The sequence below is a fragment of the Spongiactinospora sp. TRM90649 genome (genome assembly GCF_029382225.1).
In the GTDB taxonomy this organism is placed as follows: Bacteria; Actinomycetota; Actinomycetes; order Streptosporangiales; family Streptosporangiaceae; genus Spongiactinospora.
In genome coordinates, this window is record NZ_JARLTC010000057.1 from 14,652 (window position 1) to 35,893 (window position 21,242).

Genomic DNA, 21,242 nt, shown 5'->3' on the forward strand with positions numbered 1-21,242 from the left:
AGGTAGCGCAAAAAATTCAATTGAATTATGAAATTCAGCGACCGGAACCACGCGCCGGGCCGGTGGACGCCCGGACGACCAGTTCCGGCTCGAAGAGCAGCTCGCCGGAACGCACCGCGGTCTTGTCGATCTGCGCGGCAAGCAGGTCGACGGCGGCCCGGCCGAGGGCGTCGATCGGCTGGCGGACCGTGGTGAGCGGCGGATCGGTGCAGTTCATCAGCGCGGAGTCGTCGTAGCCGATGACCGAGACGTCGCCGGGGACCGTCATCCCCGCGCGGCGCACCGCGCGGATCGCGCCGAGGGCCAGCACGTCGCTCGCGCACACGATGCCGGTCACCCCGGCGCGGACCAGCCCGGCCGCCGCCGCGTGCCCGCCCTCCAGGGAGAACATGGTGTGCTCGGTCAGCAACTCGTGGCCGTCGCGGCCCGCCACGGCGGTGAAGACCTCCTGTTTGCGGCGCGAGGGGACATGGCCGGGCGGCCCGAGTACCATGCCCAGCCTGCGATGGCCCAGGGAGTCGAGGTGCCCGAAGGCCATCTCGGCCGCCACGCCGTCGTCGCAGGACACCTGGGGAAAGCCGAGGTGCCCGGCCGCCGCGTTGACCAGCACGGTCGGCAGGCGGCGCTCACGCAGCCGCTCGTAGTGGGCGTGGGAGGCGTCGCTCTGCGCGTAGAGCCCGCCGGCGAAGACCACTCCCGAGACCTGCTGTTGCAAGAGCAGGTCGACGTAGTCGGCCTCGGAGAACCCGCCGACCGTGCGCGTGCACAGCACCGAGGTGAAGCCCCGCTGGGCCAGCGCGCCGCCGACCACCTCGGCGAAGGCGGGGAAGATGGGGTTCTGCAGCTCGGGCAGCACCAGGCCGACCAGCCGGGCGCGCTCGCCGCGCAACTGCGTGGGGCGCTCGTATCCGAGCACGTCGAGGGCGGTGAGCACGGCGACGCGGGTCGTCTCGGAGACGCCGGGCTTGCCGTTGAGCACCCGGCTCACCGTGGCCTCGCTGACGCCGACCTGCTTCGCCACTTCCGCCAGTCGTCGGGTCACAGCGCGATCATAACGGTCGATCGCGTAAATCGCTTGCGTGATCCGACGGATTTTGCGTCCGGCTTGCGTCCGGATCCGGCCACGACTATACGGGATATTTCAGATTGTTCATCGGGAGCCGATAGTCCGGCACTCCACAGAGCCGGGGCACAACGGAGCAAAGCGGGGGGAGACAATTTCCGCCCGCGCCCCTCCTTTCAGCCAACGTGACGCTTTGTCTCGGTCTCCGCATGTTGCGGGCCGGTGTGGCGACATGACCCCACGACACTCGCTGTGCATCTTTACGAATAGGTACACACTCACTGCAAGGGGGCAGGGCATGATCAGACGAAACGAACTGATCGAAGACGGGGCCGGAAGGGCCATGGTGGACGTGACCTTCACGATCCCCGCGCAGGTCACCGATGGGCCGGTCTCCGTGGTGGGCGACTTCAACGACTGGGACCCGTACGCCCACCCGATGGCCAGGCAGGGCGACGGCGATCATGTGGCGGTCATCAGGTTCCCCGCGGGGATGACGGTCTGCTTCAGATACCTGGCGCACGACGGCCACTGGTTCGACGACCCCGACATCAACGGGCGCGACCACCGGGGCGGCCTGATCCACATTCCGCACTGGGACGACGTGCTCGACATCGATCCCGAACTGGACGCGGAGCTCGACGCCGACCTGGAGGCCGATCTGGAGGCGGAGCTGGAGCAGGCCGACCTGCGCCGGCCGGGCAAGGGCGACCGGCGCTCCAAGACGCCGATCAAGTAGGCGCGAAGGCCCAAGGCCCCCGGTCCGCCGAGCCGCCGAGCCCGAGCCGCTGAGCCGCCGTCCCGCGTACTACCCGGCCCCCGCGCGGGAACGGCGGCTCACGCCGTCTCCACCAGCGCCGGATGTTCGAGGTCGTCCATCTTGACCACGATGTCCGCGGCGTCCACCGGCTGCGTGTCGTGTTCGTACCTGGCGTACGCGGGGAGGGTCCAGCGTTCGTCGTCGTCCAGCCGCCGGTCGAGCGCCCCCGGCGAGAGCCACAGGTGCACCGTGAGATCGAACGGCAACCCGCGCCCCAGCAGCAGCCCGCCGTCGAGGAGCAGCACCGCCCCCGGCGGCACCGGGACGTACGGCAGGCGCGCCGCCCGGTCGGACCGCACGTCTCGCAGCACGGTGAGCACCTGCCCCGAGCCTCCCGGCGCGAGCGGCCCCAGCACCTCGCGCTCCAGCGCGCCGAAGTCGAACCAGTCGTCGTGGAAGGAGTCGGGGTCGGTTCTGCCGTACTCCAGGCGCAGCGAAGCCTGGCGCAGGAACGCGCTCGCGGACACCCGCACGACGTCTCTGCCGCGCAGCCGCAGCGGCGCGACGAGCGCGTCGCCCAGGTCGCCGGGGCGCGCGGGCGGGGCGCCGTCGAGCGCCACCCGCGCCCACGAGCCGGGCCGGGCCCCGGCGATCCGATCGGCCAGCTCGTTCACCAGCCCGGTGGGGGTAATCGGTCGTACGCGCACGACACCATCCTGACCCGTCGGCCCCGTGTCTGAGGCCAAGCGTGGTCAAGACTAGCCCGAACCGATCACGCGCGCGGCGGGCAGGGGCCGTACCCGGGGAGCGAGGGCGCGCCCGCCAGGTACGGCTCGGAGTCGCGTACGGGGCGATAGCCGAGGTCGGCGACGGCGTCCGCGATGCCCCAGCGGGCCCGGGTGTTGGCCGACACCCCGTGGTAGACGCCGTGGCGCACGCCGCAGGAGAGCGCCCCCGCCACCAGGAGCCGGAGGTCCTCGGCGGCCAGCCAGGAGGAGGCGGCCTCCCTGGCGGGCAGCCGTTCGGCGACCGCGCCGAGGCGCAGGCAGATCACCGATATGTCGTCGCGGTAGGCGGTCATCCGGCCCGCCGCCTCGGCGAACGCCTTGGTCGCGCCGTAGGGGCAGCAGGGCGCGGGCGGCCAGGACGGGTCGATCGGGAAGCTCCCGCCGTACAGGTGCTGCTGCGCCGCGTGCAGCGACCCGGCCAGCACGACCCTGCGCACCCCGGCCGCCCTGGCGGCGGACAGGACCGCGAGGGCGGCCTCGACGTTGGGGCGGTACAGGTCGGCCCACCCCGCGCCGGGCCTCGGATCGGCCGCCAGATGGACGACGGCGTCGGCCCCGCCCATCGCCTCGGCGGCGAATCCCGGTTCCGCGAGGTCTCCGGTCAGCTCGCATCCCCCGCGCAGGTCGGTGGTGCGCAGCCGGTGACGTTCCGCCAGGTACGGGAGGAGCAGCCCGGCCACCCGCCCGGCCGCGCCGGTTACCAGCACGCGCATCGCCGTCACCTCCGATCTCGGTCACTGACAGGACCAGCCGCGCCGCAGCACATTACGGTTGAGCATCCTTCCGGATATGTGCCCGCCCTAATCCGCCGTGTCCCCATTGCTCGTGATGGTGCCCGACGGAGGCGGCGCGAGGCCGTCCTCGACCCAGCGGGTGAGGCTCTCGAACGCCGCGCGGTAGTGCGGCAGCATCGGGGTGAGCCGCCCGGGGTGGCGGTCACAGAAACCGTCCACGTGGTTGCCGCCCTCGATCCGGTAGAGGCGGTGCAGGTGGCCCCTGCCCTCCCGCTCGGCCATCGCGGCGTAGGGGTCGGCGTTCAGCGTGATCGGCAGCAGCGCGTCGAGGGTGCCGTGCAGGGACAGCATCGGACGGCCGACGCGCCCGGTGAGCGAGATCCGGGCCACCGCCTCGTGGACGCGTCCGGGGCGCGCGGCGTAGTCGTAGGTCTCGTCGGCGCCCTCGTAGTAGGGGTCGAGGCAGGCCCGGTAGACGCGCTGGGTCAGCGGCCAGTGATAGGCGTGCAGGTCGGCCCAGACGAACTCGGAACCGGCCGGGAACCCGGCCTCGATCATCGCCGGGTGCGCCCGCGCGGAGCGGCCGTCGCGGTAGCCGGGGTAGTTGCGCAGCGCGGTGGGGATGTAGGTCAGCACGTTCGGCCCGTCGGCCCGCCACAGCGGCCCGGCCCAGTCCACTCCCCCGTCGTACAGGTCGGGCTGGTTCTCCAGTTGCCAGCGGGTCAGGTAGCCGCCGTTGGAGACGCCGGTCACGTAGGTGCGCCGGGGCTCGGCGCCGTAGTGGCGGCGCAGCGCCCGCCGCGCCGCCTGCGTCAGCTCCGTCGTACGGCGGTGCCAGTCGGCCAGCGCGTCGCCGGGGCGCGATCCGGCCGTGTGGAAGCCCGGCCCGCTGTTGCCCTTGTCGGTGGCCGCGTACGCGTATCCCCCGGCGAGCACCCAGTCGGCGATCAGGAAGTCCACCGCGTACTGGCGGCGCAGGCCGGGCGCGCCGGTGACGACGAGCCCGCCGTTCCACGCCTCGGGCAGCCGCATCACGAACTGCGCGTCGTGGTCCCACCCGTGGTGGGTGTTCAGCCGCGACCTGGCCGGGAAGCAGCCGTCGATCTGCCAGCCCGGCACGCCCGTGGGATTGCGGGCGGTGCCCGCGTGCAGCCCCGCCCAGTCGTCGGGGACGGTCCGCCCGCTCGCCACCGTGCCCGCGGTGGTGAGATCGGCCAGGAACGACGCGACCTGGCGCTCGGCGCCCGGCACGGTTGGGGAGCCCATGACAGGAACCCTAGAGATTCCCGGCGCGGCGGATCAATGCGCCCCGCCTCCACAGTTGGGTTCGGTTCACGTGGGCCGGAAGTCCTTCTTGATCCGCAGCGACCGCGCCGGGAGCAGTTGCTGGGCGTCTGGGAAGTCGACCGCGGCGATCACTCCGGCGGACAGCAGGAAGCTCGTGCCGACCAGGCCCATCGCGAAGGGCCCGGCCACGTGCCGCCAGGCGGTGTCGAAGGCGGTTCGCAGGCCCCCGACGACGGAGGTGAGGACCCAGAGTCCGGCGAGCCATAACAACAGATCAACAAATTCCATGGCGGGTGATCATATCGGCGAAACCATCGGAGCATACGGAATTTTCGAACATTTACGCGGATATCAAGATTCGATCAGCCGGGCCTTCAGCCGGGAGTACTCGTCCTCGCTGATCGCGCCGGAGCGGCGCAGCTCGTCCAGACGGGCGATCCGGTCGACGATGTCCACGGCCTCGCCGCCGCTCCCGGCGTCCTGCGGCTCCGGGGGCGCGTCCCGGAGGACGAGGGGCTGGTGCGGCCGGTAGGACGGCTGGGGCGGCTGGGGCGGGTTGCCGTACAGGATGACGTTGCGCACCAGAGCGGCGATGTCGTCCAGCACCACCGCGTCACCGGGAGAGGCCGGGTCATAGGCGACCGCGAGCCGGGTGCCGGGCGGGACGGTGTGGAAGCCCCGCTGCTGGAAGCGGACCTGGGGCATGCCGGGGACCTCGCCGCTGATCTTGAACAGCAGGCGGCCGTTGATCCGCGTGCCGGTCGGCGCCACCTCGGTGACCACCCCCGTGGCCCGCGCACCGTGCTCGCGCAGGTGCCGCTCGCGCTGGGCGCGGCGCCACCACACCACGCCGAGCGTCACGATGACGGCGGTCATCACCAGGCCGATGCCGGTGAAGGCCAGCCCGAGGGGCATGTAGGGCGTCTCGGGGAACAAGGAATCGGGCTCGGGCTCGGCTAGGAGCCACTGCGTCAGGAACCCGATTCCCAGGGGCAGGCTCCAGGCGACCTGGATACCGAGAACGATGAAGGTGATGACCTTCGCACTGCGCGGCATGCATCAAAGCGTAGAACTCCGGCGAACCCACCGGAAGCGGATCGGCCGTCAGGGCAGCTCGGTGAAACGCTCGACGTCCTCGGTCCGGCCGGACACCACGATGATGTCGTCGAAGGCCAGCACGGTGGCGGCCGTCGCGTACGTGAACTCCTCGCCGCGCCGCTTGACCGCCACCACCGTCACGCCGTACTTGCGCCGCAGCCCCGACTCCCCGAGCTGCACGCCCACGTAGTCGCCCGGCGGCCTGGACTTGACCAGCGCGAAGTTCTCGTCCACGGCGAGGTAGTCGAGCATCCGCCCGGAGACCAGGTGCGCGACCCGCTCCCCCATGTCGTGCTCGGGCAGCACCACGTGGTGGACGCCGATGCGGCTCAGGATGCGCCCGTGCTGCCGGTTGACGGCCTTGGCCCAGATGTCGTCGATCTCCATCTCCACCAGCAGCGACGCGGTGAGGATGCTGGCCTCGATGTCGCTGCCGATGCCGACCACCGCACGGTAGAAGTCGGGCACGCCGAGCTGGCGCAGCGCCTCGGCGTCGGTGGAGTCGGCGACGGCGAGCTGGGTGATCTGGCCGGAGAGCCCCTGCACGATCTTCTGCCTGCTGTCGATGGCCAGCACCTCGGTACCGCGCCTGACCAGTTCCAGGGCGAGCGAGCTGCCGAACCTGCCGAGCCCGATCACGGCGATCGGGTCGTTCCTGGTGTCAGCCAACGATGATCCGCTCCTCGGGGAGTTCGTAGCGGCGGGTACGTTCCCTCAGCGCGAGGGCGGAACCCAGGGTCAGGGGGCCGACCCTGCCGATGAACATCAGCAGGACCAGCAGGACGTGGCCCGCCGAGCCCGCGTCGGCCGTGATGCCGGTGGACAGGCCGTTGGTGGCGAAGGCCGAGATCACCTCGAACAGCACCTCGTCCAGGCTGTGCGGGGTGAGCACGAGCAGCACGTAGGTGGAGACCGCCACCAGGGAGACACCCATCAGGGTGATCGCGACGGCCTGGCGCTGCAGCGACTCGGGCAGCCGCCGGTGGCCGACGTTGACCCGGCTCTCACCGCGCAGCTCGGCCCACACCACCAGGGCCAGGACGCCGAACGTGGTCACCTTGATGCCGCCCGCGGTGCCCGCGCTGCCGCCGCCGATGAACATCAGCACGTCGGTGGCGAGCCAGCTCGACGGGTTCATCTGGGAGATGTCCACGGTGTTGAAGCCACCAGAGCGGGGCATCACGGCGGCGAAGAAGGCGGCCATCATCCGCTCGGCGTCGCCGAGCGGCCCGAACGTGCGCGGGTTGCGCCCCTCGGTCGCCAGGAAGACCAGCGTGCCCAGCAGGATCAGGCCGGCGGACACGGTGATTGTGATCTTCGTGAGCACCGACCACCGCGCCGGCCGCCGCCAGGAGCGCCACAGGTCGAACATCACCGGGAAGCCCATCCCGCCGACCACCACGGCCAGCGCGATGGTGACGCAGATCCAGGGGTCGCCGACGAAACGCATGAGGTTGTCCGGCCACAGCGCGAACCCGGCGTTGTTGAAGGCGGAGACGGCGTGGAACCAGCCGAGGTAGAGGGCCTCGCCGAACGGCCTGCCGTACCCGGTCACGAACCGGGTGGTCAGCACGGCCGTGATCACCGCCTCGCAGGCCAGGCTGAACAGCACCACCTTGCGCACCAGGGCGCGCAGGTCCGACATGCTGGGGGTCTTGGTCTCGACCTGGGCCGACAGGCGGGCGCGCAGGCCGAGCCGTCCGGCCACCAGCACGGTGAACAGCGTGGCCAGCGTCATGATACCCAGCCCGCCCACCTGGATCAGCCCGGCGATCACGACCTCGCCGAAGACCGACCAGTGCGTCGCGGTGTCCACCGCGATCAGCCCGGTCACGCAGACCGCCGAGGTCGCCGTGAACAGCGCGGTCACCGGCCCGGCCGCGACGCCCGTGGCGGTGGCGGCCGGAAGGGACAGCAGCGCCGTGCCGATCATGATCACGACACCGAATCCGGTCACCACGACCTGCGCGGGGTGGTGGAACCGATCGAGCAGGGCCTGTCCGCGCGCCCGCCTCATCGATCTGGGCATCTGCCTTTCCCGTTCCCCATCGTCCTCACATCAGGTAGCGCAGCCACAGATAGGGCGTGCACAGCGCGATCATTACGAACGTGACAACCATGCCGTACTTCGTGAACTCCCAGAAACTCACCGGAGTTCGGTTGCGGACGGCGATACCGAGGATCACCACATTGGCCGCCGCCCCGACCGCCGTGGCGTTGCCGCCGAGATCCGCCCCGAGGGCCAGCGCCCACCACAGCACCCCGCCGTCCGGTCCACCAGCGCCCCCACCATGACGAACAGCCCCGCGAAGAACACCAGCGCGGGCCACTCGACCTCGGCCGGCGCCTCCTCGGTGGTGACCTTCGTGGCCGCCACCAGGAACCCCGCGCCTAGGACGACCACGACCGAGGGCTCGTACCCCAGCACCGGATGCAGCACGAACCCCGCCAGCACCACGACCAGCACCGCGAGGCTCTGCCACAGCAGCCGGCTCACCCCTTCGGTCGGCATCGGTGGGGACACGCGGAACGAGGACGCCGACCAGACTTCCCGGCACACCGTAGGCAACCTATCAAGAGGCGTAGGCGGGCCACCGGCTCCCCGGGATGGCCGATTCTTGCAAGTCACATGACCTGCGCCGATGCGACGATGGGGGCATGCCAATCGATCTCGACGCCGCCGCGGACTTCATGACCGCCAACGCCCGGCTGCTGGACCGCCGCCGGTTCGATCTGATCACCGGGCGGGGCGACGCCGCCGACGCCGTCTCCGCGCTCGACGCCTACGCCAACGCCGGAGGCGGGTACGGCTGGGCCCTGGAACCCGACCTGCGGACCAGGGACAGCCAGCCGGTGTGCGCGCTGCACGCCTTCGAGGTGTTCGAGGACATCGCCCCCGCCACCAGCCCGCGCGCGGCCGAGTTGTGCGACTGGCTGTGGTCGGTGACGCTCCCCGACGGCGGCCTGCCGTTCGCGCTGCCCGTCACCGGCGAGACCGCGGGCACCGCGCCGTTCTGGCTGGGCGACGACGGCAAGATCTCCTCACTGCACATGACCGCCATGCTGGCCGGGATCGCGCACCGGGTCGGCGCGCACGACCCGGCCGTGGCGCGGCACTCATGGCTGGCCCGTGCCACCGAGTACGTGCTGGGCGAGGTCGCCCGGCTGGACGAACCGGGCGGCGCGCTGGAGCTCAAGTACGTGCTGCAGTTCCTGGACGCGGTGCACGACACCCTCCCCGAGGCCGTCGGCCACCTGGCGCGGCTCGGCAAGCTCCTGCCCGACTCCGGCACGATGCCGGTCGAGGGCGGGGCCGAGGACGAGGGGATGCGTCCGCTGGACTTCTCCCCCGCCCCCGGCCGTCCGTTGCGCGACCTGCTGGCCCCCGGCCCGATCGAGGCGGATCTGGAGCGCCTCACGGGCGAGCAGCGGCAGGACGGCGGATGGACCGTCGACTGGGCGGCCCGCTCCCCGGCGGGGGCGCTGGAATGGCGCGGCTGGGCCACCGTGCGCGCGGTCGGCGTGCTGCGGGCTCACGGCCTCGTCTGACGCGCCTCCTCACACCTGGGTGGGCGGTTCCCACCCCTCGTCGCCGCCGTAGACCCGTCTGCGGGGGTCGCCCTTCGGGCGGCCGTCCGGGTCGGTCGCGGACGGCGTCGCCTCCTCACCGAAATCGGGTACGTCGTGCACCTCCGGATCACTCCTGCGATCCGCGAGCGGCACGTTCTCCTCGTCATGTCCCCGCTCATCGGGGGACGATCTGTCGTCACGGCGCATACCGGACTCCTCTCATCGTCCCTCCCGACCGGCTACCCCCAGGTGCCCGCCTAATACCGGCCCCGCCTAATACCGGCAGGGCCTCGTGGGCACGGATCGGCACCGCGCACCGCCGGCACAACGCATGATGGTGGCAGTCCCCTACCCAGCGAGGTGCCGTATGGCCGCCGAACCGGCCGCCCCGACATCAACCGGCGACCCGACGTCCACCGGCGAACTCCACTATCCGCCCGGTTCCCTGGTCGTGCTGGCGGGCCTTCCCGGCGCCGGCAAGAGCACGCTGCTACGCCGCCTCTACGACCTGCGCGGCGACGAGACCGCGCCGGTGCCCGCCGGCGGCGCCCTGGTGATCGACACCTACCAGGCCCGCAACCGGTGGGCGCGCTTCTTACGCCCGCTCCCTTCCCGCCTGCACACCCCCGTCGTCTACGCCACCCACGTGTGGCGGATCTCCCGCGCCATCGGCGCGGGCCACGCCGTGGTCGCGCACAGCCGGGGCACCTGGCCGCACATCCTGCACGGCTTCGCCTGGCTCGCCCACCGCGCCGGCGCCACCATGCACCTGATCCTGCTCGACGTCGAACCGCGCACGGCCTGGGCCGGGCAGCACGACAGAGGGCGGGTCGTGTCCGCCGCCATCTTCGTGCGCCACTGCCGCCGCTGGCGCGACCTCGTCCGCCAGGCCCGCGCCGGGGCGGTACCGCCCGCCGACGGCGTCACCCTGCTCGACCGCCCGGCCGCCGGGCTGCTCCGCGCCATCCGCTTCGACGGAAACCGTCGGAGCGGCGTGGCACCCTGGAGCGGTGCTTGAGGATCAGCGTGGCCCGGCCATCCGGGCACTCGACGGCCTGGCCGAACCGCGCCGCTACTGGCACGGCCACGACGAGCAGGGCGGCGTCTGGCTGTTCGAGACCGTCGAGGAGACCGGCGAACAGTGGGCGGTCAAACAGATCGAGATCGGCCCCGACCGCCGTACGCACAAGTACTGGTGGCGCCATCTGCAAGACGCCCACGGCTTCCTCACCGACCAGGCGGTCGAGCTGTGGGAGTTCGGCATGACCGAGATCACGGCCGAGGCGTTCCAGCAGGTCTGGGACGCCACCGACTGTGCTTGCGGCGACTCCGGTCCAGATATGGTGCAGTGACGGCCGGAGCCCCCCGCCCCTTCGCGCGGCGGGCCGTCCCCGGCCCTGGGGCGCGGGCGAGCGGGGTGATCTGGTGCTGGTGGTGCACGGCCTGTGGGCCGGCGGGCGGCTGGGACTGTGGGCCGAGGACACCACGATGCCCGTGGAGGCCGCCTCGCGCGGGCGGCTGCGGGAGCACCCGTTCGGCGCGGCGGCCGCCACCCTGGCCGCCGCCCTCGGCGAGCACGCCGCCGGGGCCGAGGAGACCGAGCTGACCCTGGCGCTGCCGGGCTCGGCCAAGGGGCCGCTGCCCTCGCCCGAATCGGGCCTGGCGAGCGCGGCCCGCCGTCCGCGCCTGTCCTCCTGGCGGGTGCCCGCCCTGCTGCTGGCCCCCTCGGTGGCGCTCCCGCTGTTCGAACTGCTGGCCGACCCGCCGCCCGCCGAGCCCGACGCCCCCGAGTGGGGCCCCGGCGCGTCGCTGCGCTACCTCGCCCTGCTCGCCGACACGGCACGCGACCTGGTCGGCAAGGGCCGGGTGCTGCCGCGGCTCGTCACCGAGGACGGCATGCGCGCCGCCCGCTGGCGGCCGGTCGTCACCGGCCCCGACGCCGCCGCCTTCCGCGAACTGGCCCAGGCCATGCCCCCGGTCTGCCGGGCCGCCGCCGACCTGCACCCGCCGACCCCCGCCCGGCCCGGCGCCACCGACGGCGACGCCGCCTCGTCCGCCGATCTGCTCTACGCGGCCCTGGCGGGCCTGTGCGACGCGGTGACCCGTTCCCGGCTGCCCGACCGGATGCTCGCCGGGCAGCGGCCCGGCCCGAAGAGCGCCCTGCCCGACCGCTGGCTGCAGGCCCTGACCGGGGCCGACGCCACCCTCCCCGGCGCCAAGGAGACCGCCGCGCGGGAGCTGGAGGAGGCCCTCACCGCCTGGTTCGAGTCCGCGCACGAGCTGGAGGGCCCGGCCAGGGTCTGCTTCCGGCTGATGGAGCCGTCCGACGACGACGAGTCGTGGGAGATCGAGTTCGCGCTGCAGTCCACCGAAGATCCGAGCCTCTACGTACCGGCCGAACGGCTGTGGGACGGCGAGCGGCCCCACGGGCTGCCCCGCCGTCCCGACGAGACCCTGCTCGCGGGGCTCGGCCGGGCCGTGCGCCTGTGCCCCGAGCTGTACTCCGCGCTGCGCTCCCCCAAGCCCACCGGCATGACCGTCGACACATCCTGGGCCTTCACCTTCCTGCGCCACGCCGCGCCCCTCCTCCAGGCGGCGGGCTACGGCGTGCAGCTCCCCGCCTGGGCCGGTCGCAAGGGCCTGGGCCTGAAGCTCACCACCCGCGCCCGCACCGGCCCCAAGGCCGCCGCCGCCCAGGGCTTCGGCCTGACCGAACTGGTCGACTTCCGCCTCGACCTGGCCGTGGGCGACCACACCATCAGCGAGCGGGAACTTGAGGAACTGGCCCGGTTGAAGGTCCCCCTGGTCCGCATCAGGGGCCAGTGGGTGGAACTCGACGACCGCCAGCTCAAGGCCGCCCTGAAGGTGGTCGAACGCCGCCGCTCCGGCCAGATGACCGTCGCCGAGGTGCTCACCGAGGTCGTCGAGGGCGAGGACGAGGGCCTGCCCCTCCTCGACGTCGACGCCGACGGCCCCCTCGGCGACCTCCTCTCCGGCGAAGCCGACCGCCGCCTTGAGACCATCCCCACCCCCGCCTCCTTCCACGGCACCCTCCGCCCCTACCAGGAACGCGGCCTCTCCTGGCTCTCCTTCCTCTCCTCCCTCGGCCTCGGCGGCATCCTCGCCGACGACATGGGCCTGGGGAAGTGCGTCTTCCCGGACACGCCGGTCTTCGTCAACGGCACGCTGATCGAAGCGAAGGACATCTGGCTTCGGTCCGGCGGGCGGGCCACATCCGACGGCGAAGGCGAATGGTCCACTCCCGACGGACCGCTGATCACCAACTCCATCGACCACTCCGGGCGGATCGTGGAGTCCCGGATCACCCGGCTCTACCGGCAGCGGGTGCGCGAGCCGCTGCGGCGGATCCGCCTGGACGACGGCAGCGAGATCACCATCACCCGGCGGCACCGGCTGCTCGGCCTGAACGGCTGGACGACCGGAATCGAGCCCGGTGACCGCGTGTGCGTGCCCAGCCGCCTGGTGTGGCGGGGCGACGCCGTCGATCCCGACCTCACCGCCCTGCTGGCCTGGCAGATCAGCGAGGGACACGAGTCACGCGTCGGTGACCTGCGGATCTACCAGAAGGACCGTGCGGTCCTGGAATCGCTGCTCGTGCGGATCCACGCCATCGGGAAGCGGTTCGGCCTGGCGGTCAACGAGCCCGCCATTCGCCGCGAGAGAGACGTCCACGTGCTGCGCATGTGCTCGGCCGACTACGCGCGGTTCCTCGCCGGGCACGGCTATCGGTGGGGACGGCTGTCCGCCGAGAAGCGCATTCCTGACATGATCATGGCCGCGGATGATCAGACGGTCCGGCTGTTCCTCCGCGACTACTTCTCGGCGGAGGGGAGCGTCCACGCCAAGTCCGGCATGATCGAGATCACCTCGGCGTCACCTTGGCTGATGGCGCAGCTCTCCACCCTGCTCCGCCGCTTCGGCGTCTGGTTGCGGAGCGTGGAAAAGTGGAAAGCCGCGAGCAATGGAACCGGGATCAGGCGTCCGTACCGCATCGGCCTGATCGGCGGAACGAGCCTTCGGACTTTCCACGAGCTCATCGGCTTCTCCGACCCGGGCAAGCAGGCGAAGCTGGACACCGTCTGCGTGAAGCCGGCCAACGGCAACGTCGGAGGCGTGCCCGCGTCCGACCTGTTGTCGCTGGCGCATTCCGTCACCGGATTGCCGCAGCGGCATTTCGGCGTCGGAACCGTCTACTTCACCGGCACCCAGGAAATGTCCAGGAGCACGGCGGGCGCCGCCGTCACCGCCATGGACCGGATCCTGTGCGGGCGGTCGGAAGAGGAATACCTCGCACGTCCCCGCACCAAATGGACCGACAAGGTCCGCGCGGCCTACGCCACCCTCGATCATCTGCGCCTGCCGGCAATCCGTGACGGGCTGGACACCCGTGCCTCGAAGGAGGTCTTCTATGCGCGGGTCGTGTCGGTCGAGGAGATTGACTACGAGGGATACGTATACGACTTCGAGGTGGCCTCCGAGCAGAATTTTATCGCGGGCGGGATGCTGGCCCACAACACTGCCCAAACCCTGTCGTTGTTGCTTGAGGAGCGGGAGGGTGGGGAGGTGGCGCCGACGTTGTTGGTTTGTCCGATGTCGGTGGTGACGAACTGGCACAAGGAGGCGGCGCGGTTCGCGCCGTCGTTGCGGGTCTATGTGCATCACGGGGGGATCAGGAAGCGGGGGGAGGAACTGGGCGAGGCCGTGGCGGGGGCGGATCTGGTGATCACGACCTATGGCACGGCGTGGCGCGATCTCGACGCGTTGCGGGAGTTCGGGTGGGGCAGGGTGGTCTGCGACGAGGCGCAGGCGATCAAGAACAGTGCGGCGCGGCAGGCGCAGGCCGTGCGGTCGTTGCCCGCGCGGACCAGGCTGGCGCTGACCGGCACCCCGGTGGAGAACCACCTGGCCGAGCTGTGGTCGATCATGGAGTTCTGCAACCCGGGGCTGCTCGGCCCCGCGCGGCGATTCCGGCAGCGCTACCAGGAGCCGATCGAGGCGCGGCAGGACGAGGACGCGGCGAACGCGCTGCGGCGGGCGACCGCGCCGTTCGTGCTGCGCCGTCTGAAGACCGACCGGACGATCATCTCCGACCTGCCGGACAAGCAGGAGATGAAGGTCTGGTGCACGCTCACCCCCGAGCAGGCGAGCCTGTACCAGGCGGTGCTGGGCGACATGATGGCGCGGATCGACCAGAGCGAGGGCATCGAGCGGCGCGGCAACGTGCTGGCCACCATGACCCGGCTCAAGCAGGTCTGCAACCACCCCGCGCACCTGCTCAAGGACGGCTCGCGGCTGGCCGGCCGGTCCGGGAAGCTGGCCCGGCTTGAGGAGCTGGCCGCCGAGATCGTCGAGGAGGGCGACAAGGCGCTGGTGTTCACCCAGTACGCCGAGTGGGGGTCGCTGCTGCAGCCGTACCTGGCGGTGCACCTGGACCGGCCGGTGCTGTGGCTGCACGGCGGCCTGACCAAGAAGCGTCGTGACGAACTGGTGGAGCGGTTCCAGAACGATCCCGAGCCGATGCTGTTCCTGCTGTCGCTGAAGGCGGCGGGCACCGGCCTGAACCTGACCGCCGCGAACCACGTGATCCACGTGGACCGCTGGTGGAATCCGGCGGTCGAGGACCAGGCGACCGACCGGGCGTTCCGGATCGGGCAGACCAGGAACGTCCAGGTGCGCAAGTTCATCTGCGCGGGCACGCTTGAGGAGCGGATCGACGAGATGATCGAGCGGAAGAAGGCCCTGGCCGAGCGGGTCGTGGGCAGCGGCGAGGAGTGGATCTCCGAGTTGTCCACCGACCAGTTGCGCGACCTGTTCAGGCTCGACCCCGAGGCGGTGGGCTGACATGCCGTTCGGTCCCGACGGATGGTACGAGGCGACCACGCCAATCGAGGTCGAGGGCGGGCTGCGGGCGCGCAGCAGGCGGGGCACGATCGGTGAGCAGTGGTGGTCGCGGCGGTTCATCGACATCCTGGAGGAGATCTGCGACGCGGGCCGTCTCACCCGGGGCCGTTCCTACGCGCGCAAGGGGCAGGTGGTCTCGCTCGACCTGGGGCCCGGTGAGGTGCGGGCGGTGGTACAGGGGTCGCGGCCGGAGCCGTACGAGGTAACGGTCGAGATCGAGGCGTACGACGACGCGATGTGGGCGGACGTCGAACGCGCCCTCGCCGCGCAGGCGGTCTACCGGGCCAAGCTGCTGGCCGGGGAGATGCCGGTGGAGATCGTGGACGTCTTCGACGAGCTGGGCATCCCGCTCTTTCCCTCCGAGCTCGACATGGAGTGCACGTGCCCCGACTGGGGGTTTCCGTGCAAGCACCTGTCGGCGGCGCTCTACCTGCTGGCCGAGGCGTTCGACGACGATCCGTTCCTGGTGCTGGCCTGGCGCGGGCGGGCCAAGGCGGAGCTGCTCGAATCGCTGAGCGGGGCGGTGGAGGAGCGGGCGGCGTCCGATCCGCTGCGCGTGGACGACGTGCCGCTGTCGGAGTCCGTGGGCGACTTCTACTCGCCGGGGGCGCCGCTGGGGCGGCTGCGGACCCGGCCCGCCGCGACCACGACGCCGGACATCCTGCTGCGGGCGCTGGAGCCGCCGGCCGTCCGGGTACGGCACATTCCGCTGCTCGACATCCTGCGCCCGGTCTACCGGGGGTTCACCGAGCCCGCGGATCAGCCCCGCAGGTAGGCCAGGACGGCCAGTACCCGCCGGTGGTCGTCCTCGGCGGGCGGCAGGTCGAGTTTGGCCAGGATGCCGGCGATGTGCTTGGAGACCGCCGCCTCGGTGACCACCAGCGCGCGGGCGATGGCGGCGTTGGAGCGGCCCTCGGCGACCAGGCCGAGCACCTCGCGTTCGCGCGGGGTCAGGCGGGCCAGCGGGTCGCGGCGGCGGCCGAGGAGCTGGCGCACCACCTCGGGGTCGACGACCGTGTGCCCGTTCGCGACCCGCTCCACCGCGTCGGCGAACTCCTGGACGTCGCCGACGCGGTCTTTCAGCAGGTAGCCGGTTCCGCCGTGCTCCCCCGTGTCGAGCAGTTCGGCGGCGTAGGTCTGCTCGACGTACTGGCTGAGCACCAGGACGGCCAGCCGCGGCCGCTCGGCGCGCAGCGTGAGCGCGGCCCGCAGCCCCTCGTCGGAGTGGCCGGGCGGCATCCGCACGTCGGCCACCACGATGTCGGGTTCGTGCTCGCGGACGGCGAGCACCAGCGCGTCCGCGTCGCCGACCGACGCGACGACCTCGTGCCCGAAGCGGTCGAGCAGCGCGACGAGCCCTTCGCGGAGCAGCACGGCGTCCTCGGCCAGGACTATCCGGAGACGGCGCACGGGATCTCCACACGTAGCGCGGTGGGCCCGCCGGGCGGGCTGGTGAGGAACATGACGCCGTCGGCGACGGCGACGCGGTCGGCGAGCCCGGTGAGCCCCGATCCCGACTCCGGGTCGGCCCCGCCGACGCCGTCGTCGCGGACCTCCAGGACCAGGGTGTCTCCCACCATGCGCCCCTGGACGGCCCCGCGCCGCGCGCGGCTGTGCCTGGCCATGTTGGTCATGGCCTCGGCGGCGACGTAGTAGGCGGTGACCTCGACCAGCGACGGCAGCCTGCCGGGCAGGGCCACGTCGACGTCCACGGGCACGGGCGAGCGGCCGGCCACGTCGCGGACGGCGGCCTCAAGGCCCCGGTCGGTGAGGACCTGCGGGTGCACGCCGCGGATCAGTTCGCGCAGCTCGGCGAGCGCCTGTTTGGCCTCATCGTGGGCCTGGGCCAGTTGCGCCGCCACGGCCGAGTCAGGGGGGAGGTCCAGCCGGGCGAGGCCGAGCCGCATGCTGAGCGCGACCAGCCGTTGCTGCGCGCCGTCGTGCAGGTCGCGCTCGATGCGGCGGCGTTCGACCTCGAAGGCGTCCACGAGCCGGGCGCGGGAGCGGATGATCTCGGCTTCGCCGGGGGCGAGCACCGCGCGGGTGATCATCGCGCGGGCGCCGGCCCAGGCCGCCACCGGGTACGCCGACAGCGGGAGCAGCGACAGGCCGCCCACGGCCAGGAGCACCGAGGCGGGCGCTTCGGTGCCGGGCTGGAGCGGCGCCGACAGCAGCAGCATCGGCACCCAGGTGGCGAGGGAGATCACGCCGAGGTCGATCCACCACAGCGCGAACAGGGCGACCACGGTGAAGCCCAGGTCGCGCCACGTCGCCTGCTCGCGCAGGCGGACGGTGAACCAGGCGCGCGGCCCCCGCACCCGCCGGTGCGGGCCGGTCACGGGGTCCTGGTCGACGAGCCGCAGGCGCCACCGCTCGAACCTCGCCACCGGGAGGCCGAGCACCGCCACCGCGGCCAGGCCGAGCCCGCAGGCGACCGGGACGCCGAACCACACGGCCACGTTGAGCACGACGGCCGCGAGCACCGTGAAGATCCCGCTCAGCAGCAGGTAGGCGAGCGACCGCCACGGCCACGACGAGCGCAGGAACACCGAGGGCCTGCGGGTCAGGGCGGACAGGGCGGTACGCGGGAGCACGACATCGACGGTAGCCGACGGCCGGCCGCGGGACAGTAGTGCTGGGTATACCCCCGGTTATCGTCCCAGCGCCAATGTGATCGCCCGCCCCCGCCGGTTGGCTGGACGGCATGGACATCCAACAGGACAGGGAGACCGTGCGGCTGTGGTCGGTGCGCAGGCTGTACGGCACCGCCGCGCACACCGTGAAGGCGCTCGACGGTGTCAGCGCCGCCTTTCACGCCGGAACGCTCACCGCCGTCATGGGTCCGTCGGGATCGGGCAAGTCGACCCTGCTGCACTGCGCGGCCGGGCTCGACCGGCCCACCGACGGGAAGATCGTCATCGACGGCACCGACCTCGGTTCCCTCGACGAGAACGGCCTGACCCTGCTGCGGCGTCAGCGGGTCGGCTTCGTGTTCCAGGCGTTCAACCTGGTGTCCGCGCTCACGGCGGAGCAGAACGTGGCGCTGCCGCTGCGGCTGGCGGGCCGTCCGGCGCCGCCCGCCGAGGTGCGGGCCGCGCTGGCCGAGGTGGGGCTGGCCGACCGGGTGCGGCACCGGCCGAGCGGGCTGTCCGGCGGCGAGCAGCAGCGGGTGGCCATCGCCCGGGCGCTGATCACCCGGCCGGCCGTGATGTTCGCGGACGAGCCCACCGGACAGCTCGACATGAAGGCGTCGCGTCAGGTGCTCGGCATGCTGCGGAACCTGGTGGACAACCAGGCGCAGACCGTGATCATGGTGACGCACGACCCGGTCACCGCCTCCTATGCCGACCGGGTGCTGTTCCTCGCCGACGGGCGGGTCGTGGACGAGTTCACCTCCGGTGTGACGGCCGAGTCGGTCGCGCGGCGGATGGCGAACCTGGAAGAGGAGGCGGCGGGATGCTGAGCCTGGCCGCGGTGCGTGAGCGGTGGGCGTCCTTCGCCGGGGGGTTCGTGGCGCTGCTGCTCGGGGTGGCGATGGTCTCGATGACGGCGCTGGCCCTGGTGTCGGCGGTGCCGAAGGTGCCCGGACGGTACGCGGGGGCGCCGGTCATGGTGTCGGTGCACGTGATCGAGCGGGCGGAAGGGAACTTCACGCCGAGCAGGCCGTGGGCGCCGGAGACGGTGGAACGGCTGGTGGAGCGGCTGGAGGAGGTGCCGGGGGTGGCGCTGGCCGTACCGGATCGGTCGTTCTACGCGCAGCCGGTCATCGGCGGCAGGCCGGTCGAAGCGGACGATGGGCACGCCTGGTCAACGGCGGCGCTGGCGCCGTACCGGCTCGCCTCCGGGCGGGCTCCGGGCGCGGGCGAGGTGGTGCTGGACCGGGCGCTCGGGCTGTCACCCGGCGCGGAGGTCACGGTGCTGACCGCGCGCGGGCCTTCGGCGCACCGGGTGTCCGGCACGGTGGACGCGCCCGGCGTGTTCATGGCCGACGCCGATGTGGCCGGGCTGTCGGCGGGCGTCCGCGCGATCGGGCTGACCGTCGAGCCGGGCGCGGACGTGGCCGACGTCGCCACGGCGGCGCGGGCGGCGACCGGCGCCGACGGCGTGGTGTTCACCGGGGACGCCCGCACCGCGCTCGAACCCCGTGACGACGCCAGGTCCCGCTGGATCGGCATGCAGGTGCTCACCGCGATGGGCGTGCTGTCCGGGTTCGTAGCGATCTTCGTGGTGGCCTCGACGTTCGCGTTCGGCGTGGCGCAGCGGCGGCGCGAGTTCGGATTGCTGCGGGCCGTGGGCGCGACCCCGCGCCAGGTGCGCCGGATGGTGTACGGCGAGGCGCTGGCCATCGCGGTCGTCGCGGCGGCCGGTGGCGTCGCGTTGGGGGTGGCCCTCGGGCCGTGGCTCGGCGGCCTGCTGGTCACGGCAGGGTTCGAGCCCGCCGGGTTCACCGTCGAGGTCACGCCGCTGCCACTGCTCGGCGCGTTCGCCGTCGGGATCGTCGTGGCGCTGGCCGGGGCGTGGTCCGCGGCGCGCCGCGCGGCGGGGGTGCGCCCGCTCGAAGCGCTCCGCGAGGCCGCCGTGGACGACCGCCCGATGCCGCGCGGCCGGTGGATCGCCGGGGGCGTCTTCTGCGGCCTGGGTCTGCTGGCGGCGGTCGGCTCCGCCCTGTCCGGTTCCGAGGGGCTTGTCACGAACGGCCTGTACGCGGCGATGGCGCTGATCGTGGGCATGGCCCTGCTCGCCCCGGCGCTCGTCCCGCCGGTGGCCAGGCTGCTCACCTGGCCGCTCGCGCGCGGTCGCGGCGCGATCGGCACCCTGGTGCGGGAGAACGCGCTCACCTCGGTCCGGCGTACCGCCGCGACGGCCACGCCGGTGCTGGTCACCGTGGGCTTCGCGGTGCTGATCACCGGCATGGTGCAGACGACGGCGGCCAGCTACGCCGCCGAGCACGCGACGGAGATCAGGACGAGCTCGGTCATCATGCCGGACGGCGTGCCCGGCCTGTCCGAGGCGGCGGCCACGTCCTCGGGCGGCGAGTCGCCACTGTTCACCGCCCTGTACGAGGCGGACGGCGACGCCCTGAGCGGCCTCGGCGTCACCCCGGCCCTACTGGAGCGCGCGGGCAACGTGCGTCTGCTCTCGGGCGCGCCCGAAGCCCTGCGCGACGGCTCGATCTTCGTGTCCCCGCGGCTGGCCGCCCAGCGCGGCCTGCGCCCCGGATCGACCCTGCCGGGCACGTTCGAGGACGGCAGGCCGGTCTCCCTCACCGTCGCGGGCGTGGCCGAGAACCTCCCCTCCGACCTGCTTCTGCCCCGCGACCTGGTCAGAAGCCACGACCCCGTGGTCATGGCCGATGTGTCCTACGTCGCACAGCCCGACCCGTCCCACGACGTACCGGGCTCGCGCCTCGTGGACATACCCACCTTCGCGGCCGCGGCGGACGCCGACGAGGACCGCCTGGTCTGGATCTTCACGGTGCTGCTGGTCGTGGTGTCCACGGCGTACGCGGCGGTGGCCATCGCCAACACCCTGATGATGGCGGCGGCAGGCCGGGCCCGCGACTTCGCCGTCCTCCGCCTCTCCGGCGCCACCCCCCGCCAAATCCTCACCATGGTCACCGCCGAATCCGCCCTCGTGGTGATCCTCGGCACCGCCCTCGGCGCCCTGGTGGCCATCCCCGCCCTCCTCGGCATGCGCCACGGCTACCAGGAACTCCTCGGCTCCCCCGTCCCCCTGGTGATCCCCTGGCCCATCATCCTCACCATCATCACCACCTGCCTCCTCCTCGCCACCACCGCCTCCATCCTCACCACCCGCCCCGCCACATAGGGGAAGCCGGTGGCATGCGCGGCGCGGCACAGGTGGACTGGGATCGGATATCGGGCCCACGGTGGTACCGGCCCCAGGCCGCCCATCGCCCCGCCGTGCGGCGGCTGCTGGTCTGAGCTTGTCACCTCAAGTGTGTAAAGATCCTTCCCGGGTGATGAAGAACCTCTTTACCTGATCCGGCCTGGATAGGC

20 protein-coding genes and 1 pseudogene are annotated in these 21,242 nt (G+C 72.2%); 9 read left to right on the forward strand and 12 right to left on the reverse strand.

Annotated features, from left to right (window positions below):
• Positions 1-34 precede the first annotated feature (34 nt).
• The gene (locus tag P3X83_RS41690) at positions 35-1,042 is read right to left on the reverse strand and encodes a LacI family DNA-binding transcriptional regulator (protein ID WP_277310973.1); all 1,008 of its coding nucleotides are present in this window, start codon (positions 1,040-1,042) and stop codon (positions 35-37) included.
• A 319-nt stretch (positions 1,043-1,361) separates the two neighbouring features.
• On the opposite strand from P3X83_RS41690, the gene P3X83_RS41695 reads away from it, so the two are divergent.
• On the forward strand, positions 1,362-1,802 hold the full coding sequence (locus P3X83_RS41695; protein WP_277310974.1) for an isoamylase early set domain-containing protein: 441 nt from the start codon (positions 1,362-1,364) through the stop codon (positions 1,800-1,802).
• 98 nt (positions 1,803-1,900) lie between these two features.
• Here the strand turns inward: P3X83_RS41695 and P3X83_RS41700 are convergent, their stop codons facing one another.
• From P3X83_RS41700 to P3X83_RS41735, 8 genes are all read right to left on the reverse strand, one after another.
• The gene (locus P3X83_RS41700) at positions 1,901-2,530 is read right to left on the reverse strand and encodes a uridine kinase (RefSeq protein ID WP_277310975.1); all 630 of its coding nucleotides are present in this window, start codon (positions 2,528-2,530) and stop codon (positions 1,901-1,903) included.
• A gap of 65 nt (positions 2,531-2,595) precedes the next feature.
• Complete coding sequence (locus P3X83_RS41705; RefSeq protein WP_277310976.1) at positions 2,596-3,324, reverse strand: NAD(P)-dependent oxidoreductase; 729 nt, start codon at positions 3,322-3,324, stop codon at positions 2,596-2,598.
• A gap of 87 nt (positions 3,325-3,411) precedes the next feature.
• A complete protein-coding gene (locus tag P3X83_RS41710) occupies positions 3,412-4,611 on the reverse strand; it encodes a tannase/feruloyl esterase family alpha/beta hydrolase (RefSeq protein ID WP_277310977.1) in 1,200 nt (399 codons plus the stop codon).
• A gap of 66 nt (positions 4,612-4,677) precedes the next feature.
• Entirely contained in the window at positions 4,678-4,920 is a 243-nt protein-coding gene (locus P3X83_RS41715; protein WP_277310978.1) for a hypothetical protein, read from the reverse strand.
• A gap of 63 nt (positions 4,921-4,983) precedes the next feature.
• Complete coding sequence (locus P3X83_RS41720; protein ID WP_277310979.1) at positions 4,984-5,688, reverse strand: SHOCT domain-containing protein; 705 nt, start codon at positions 5,686-5,688, stop codon at positions 4,984-4,986.
• A 48-nt stretch (positions 5,689-5,736) separates the two neighbouring features.
• Positions 5,737-6,399 carry a TrkA family potassium uptake protein gene (locus P3X83_RS41725; RefSeq protein WP_277310980.1) on the reverse strand — a complete coding sequence of 221 codons (663 nt, stop codon included), beginning with the start codon at positions 6,397-6,399 and terminating at the stop codon, positions 5,737-5,739.
• Positions 6,392-7,759 (reverse strand): potassium transporter TrkG, encoded by a 1,368-nt coding sequence (locus P3X83_RS41730; protein ID WP_277310981.1) that lies wholly within the window; start codon positions 7,757-7,759, stop codon positions 6,392-6,394. The genes P3X83_RS41725 and P3X83_RS41730 overlap by 8 nt, the downstream gene beginning before the upstream one ends.
• Positions 7,760-7,912: 153 nt before the next feature.
• On the reverse strand, positions 7,913-8,290 hold the full coding sequence (locus P3X83_RS41735; RefSeq protein ID WP_277310982.1) for an SLC13 family permease: 378 nt from the start codon (positions 8,288-8,290) through the stop codon (positions 7,913-7,915).
• A gap of 98 nt (positions 8,291-8,388) precedes the next feature.
• On the opposite strand from P3X83_RS41735, the gene P3X83_RS41740 reads away from it, so the two are divergent.
• Positions 8,389-9,279 carry a hypothetical protein gene (locus P3X83_RS41740; protein ID WP_277310983.1) on the forward strand — a complete coding sequence of 297 codons (891 nt, stop codon included), beginning with the start codon at positions 8,389-8,391 and terminating at the stop codon, positions 9,277-9,279.
• 9 nt (positions 9,280-9,288) lie between these two features.
• On the opposite strand, the gene P3X83_RS41745 is transcribed toward P3X83_RS41740, so the two are convergent.
• Entirely contained in the window at positions 9,289-9,507 is a 219-nt protein-coding gene (locus P3X83_RS41745; RefSeq protein WP_277310984.1) for a hypothetical protein, read from the reverse strand.
• A gap of 160 nt (positions 9,508-9,667) precedes the next feature.
• Here P3X83_RS41745 and P3X83_RS41750 point away from each other — a divergent pair, with 160 nt between their 5' ends.
• The 5 genes and pseudogenes from P3X83_RS41750 (at position 9,668) to P3X83_RS41770 (ending at position 15,997) form a co-directional block, all read left to right on the forward strand.
• Positions 9,668-10,318 carry an AAA family ATPase gene (locus P3X83_RS41750; protein ID WP_277310985.1) on the forward strand — a complete coding sequence of 217 codons (651 nt, stop codon included), beginning with the start codon at positions 9,668-9,670 and terminating at the stop codon, positions 10,316-10,318.
• Positions 10,311-10,652: a hypothetical protein gene (locus P3X83_RS41755; RefSeq protein ID WP_277310986.1), complete on the forward strand. Its 342-nt coding sequence runs from the start codon at positions 10,311-10,313 to the stop codon at positions 10,650-10,652. Before P3X83_RS41750 ends, P3X83_RS41755 begins: the two co-directional genes overlap by 8 nt.
• A 1,180-nt stretch (positions 10,653-11,832) precedes the next feature.
• Positions 11,833-12,204 (forward strand): annotated as a pseudogene (locus tag P3X83_RS41760) (SNF2 helicase-associated domain-containing protein); the annotation flags it as partial.
• A gap of 228 nt (positions 12,205-12,432) precedes the next feature.
• A complete protein-coding gene (locus P3X83_RS41765; RefSeq protein WP_277310992.1) occupies positions 12,433-15,162 on the forward strand; it encodes an SNF2-related protein in 2,730 nt (909 codons plus the stop codon).
• A gap of 1 nt (position 15,163) precedes the next feature.
• Positions 15,164-15,997, forward strand: a complete 834-nt coding sequence (locus P3X83_RS41770; protein ID WP_277310987.1) for an SWIM zinc finger family protein — start codon at positions 15,164-15,166, stop codon at positions 15,995-15,997.
• On the opposite strand, the gene P3X83_RS41775 is transcribed toward P3X83_RS41770, so the two are convergent.
• The gene (locus tag P3X83_RS41775; protein ID WP_277310988.1) at positions 15,982-16,632 is read right to left on the reverse strand and encodes a response regulator transcription factor; all 651 of its coding nucleotides are present in this window, start codon (positions 16,630-16,632) and stop codon (positions 15,982-15,984) included. The genes P3X83_RS41770 and P3X83_RS41775 overlap by 16 nt on opposite strands.
• Positions 16,614-17,816, reverse strand: a complete 1,203-nt coding sequence (locus tag P3X83_RS41780; RefSeq protein ID WP_277310989.1) for a sensor histidine kinase — start codon at positions 17,814-17,816, stop codon at positions 16,614-16,616. Before P3X83_RS41780 ends, P3X83_RS41775 begins: the two co-directional genes overlap by 19 nt.
• Positions 17,817-17,926: 110 nt before the next feature.
• On the opposite strand from P3X83_RS41780, the gene P3X83_RS41785 reads away from it, so the two are divergent.
• Complete coding sequence (locus P3X83_RS41785; protein ID WP_277310990.1) at positions 17,927-18,685, forward strand: ABC transporter ATP-binding protein; 759 nt, start codon at positions 17,927-17,929, stop codon at positions 18,683-18,685.
• Entirely contained in the window at positions 18,679-21,051 is a 2,373-nt protein-coding gene (locus P3X83_RS41790) for an FtsX-like permease family protein (RefSeq protein WP_277310991.1), read from the forward strand. The genes P3X83_RS41785 and P3X83_RS41790 overlap by 7 nt, the downstream gene beginning before the upstream one ends.
• The last annotated feature ends 191 nt before the right edge of the window (positions 21,052-21,242 follow it).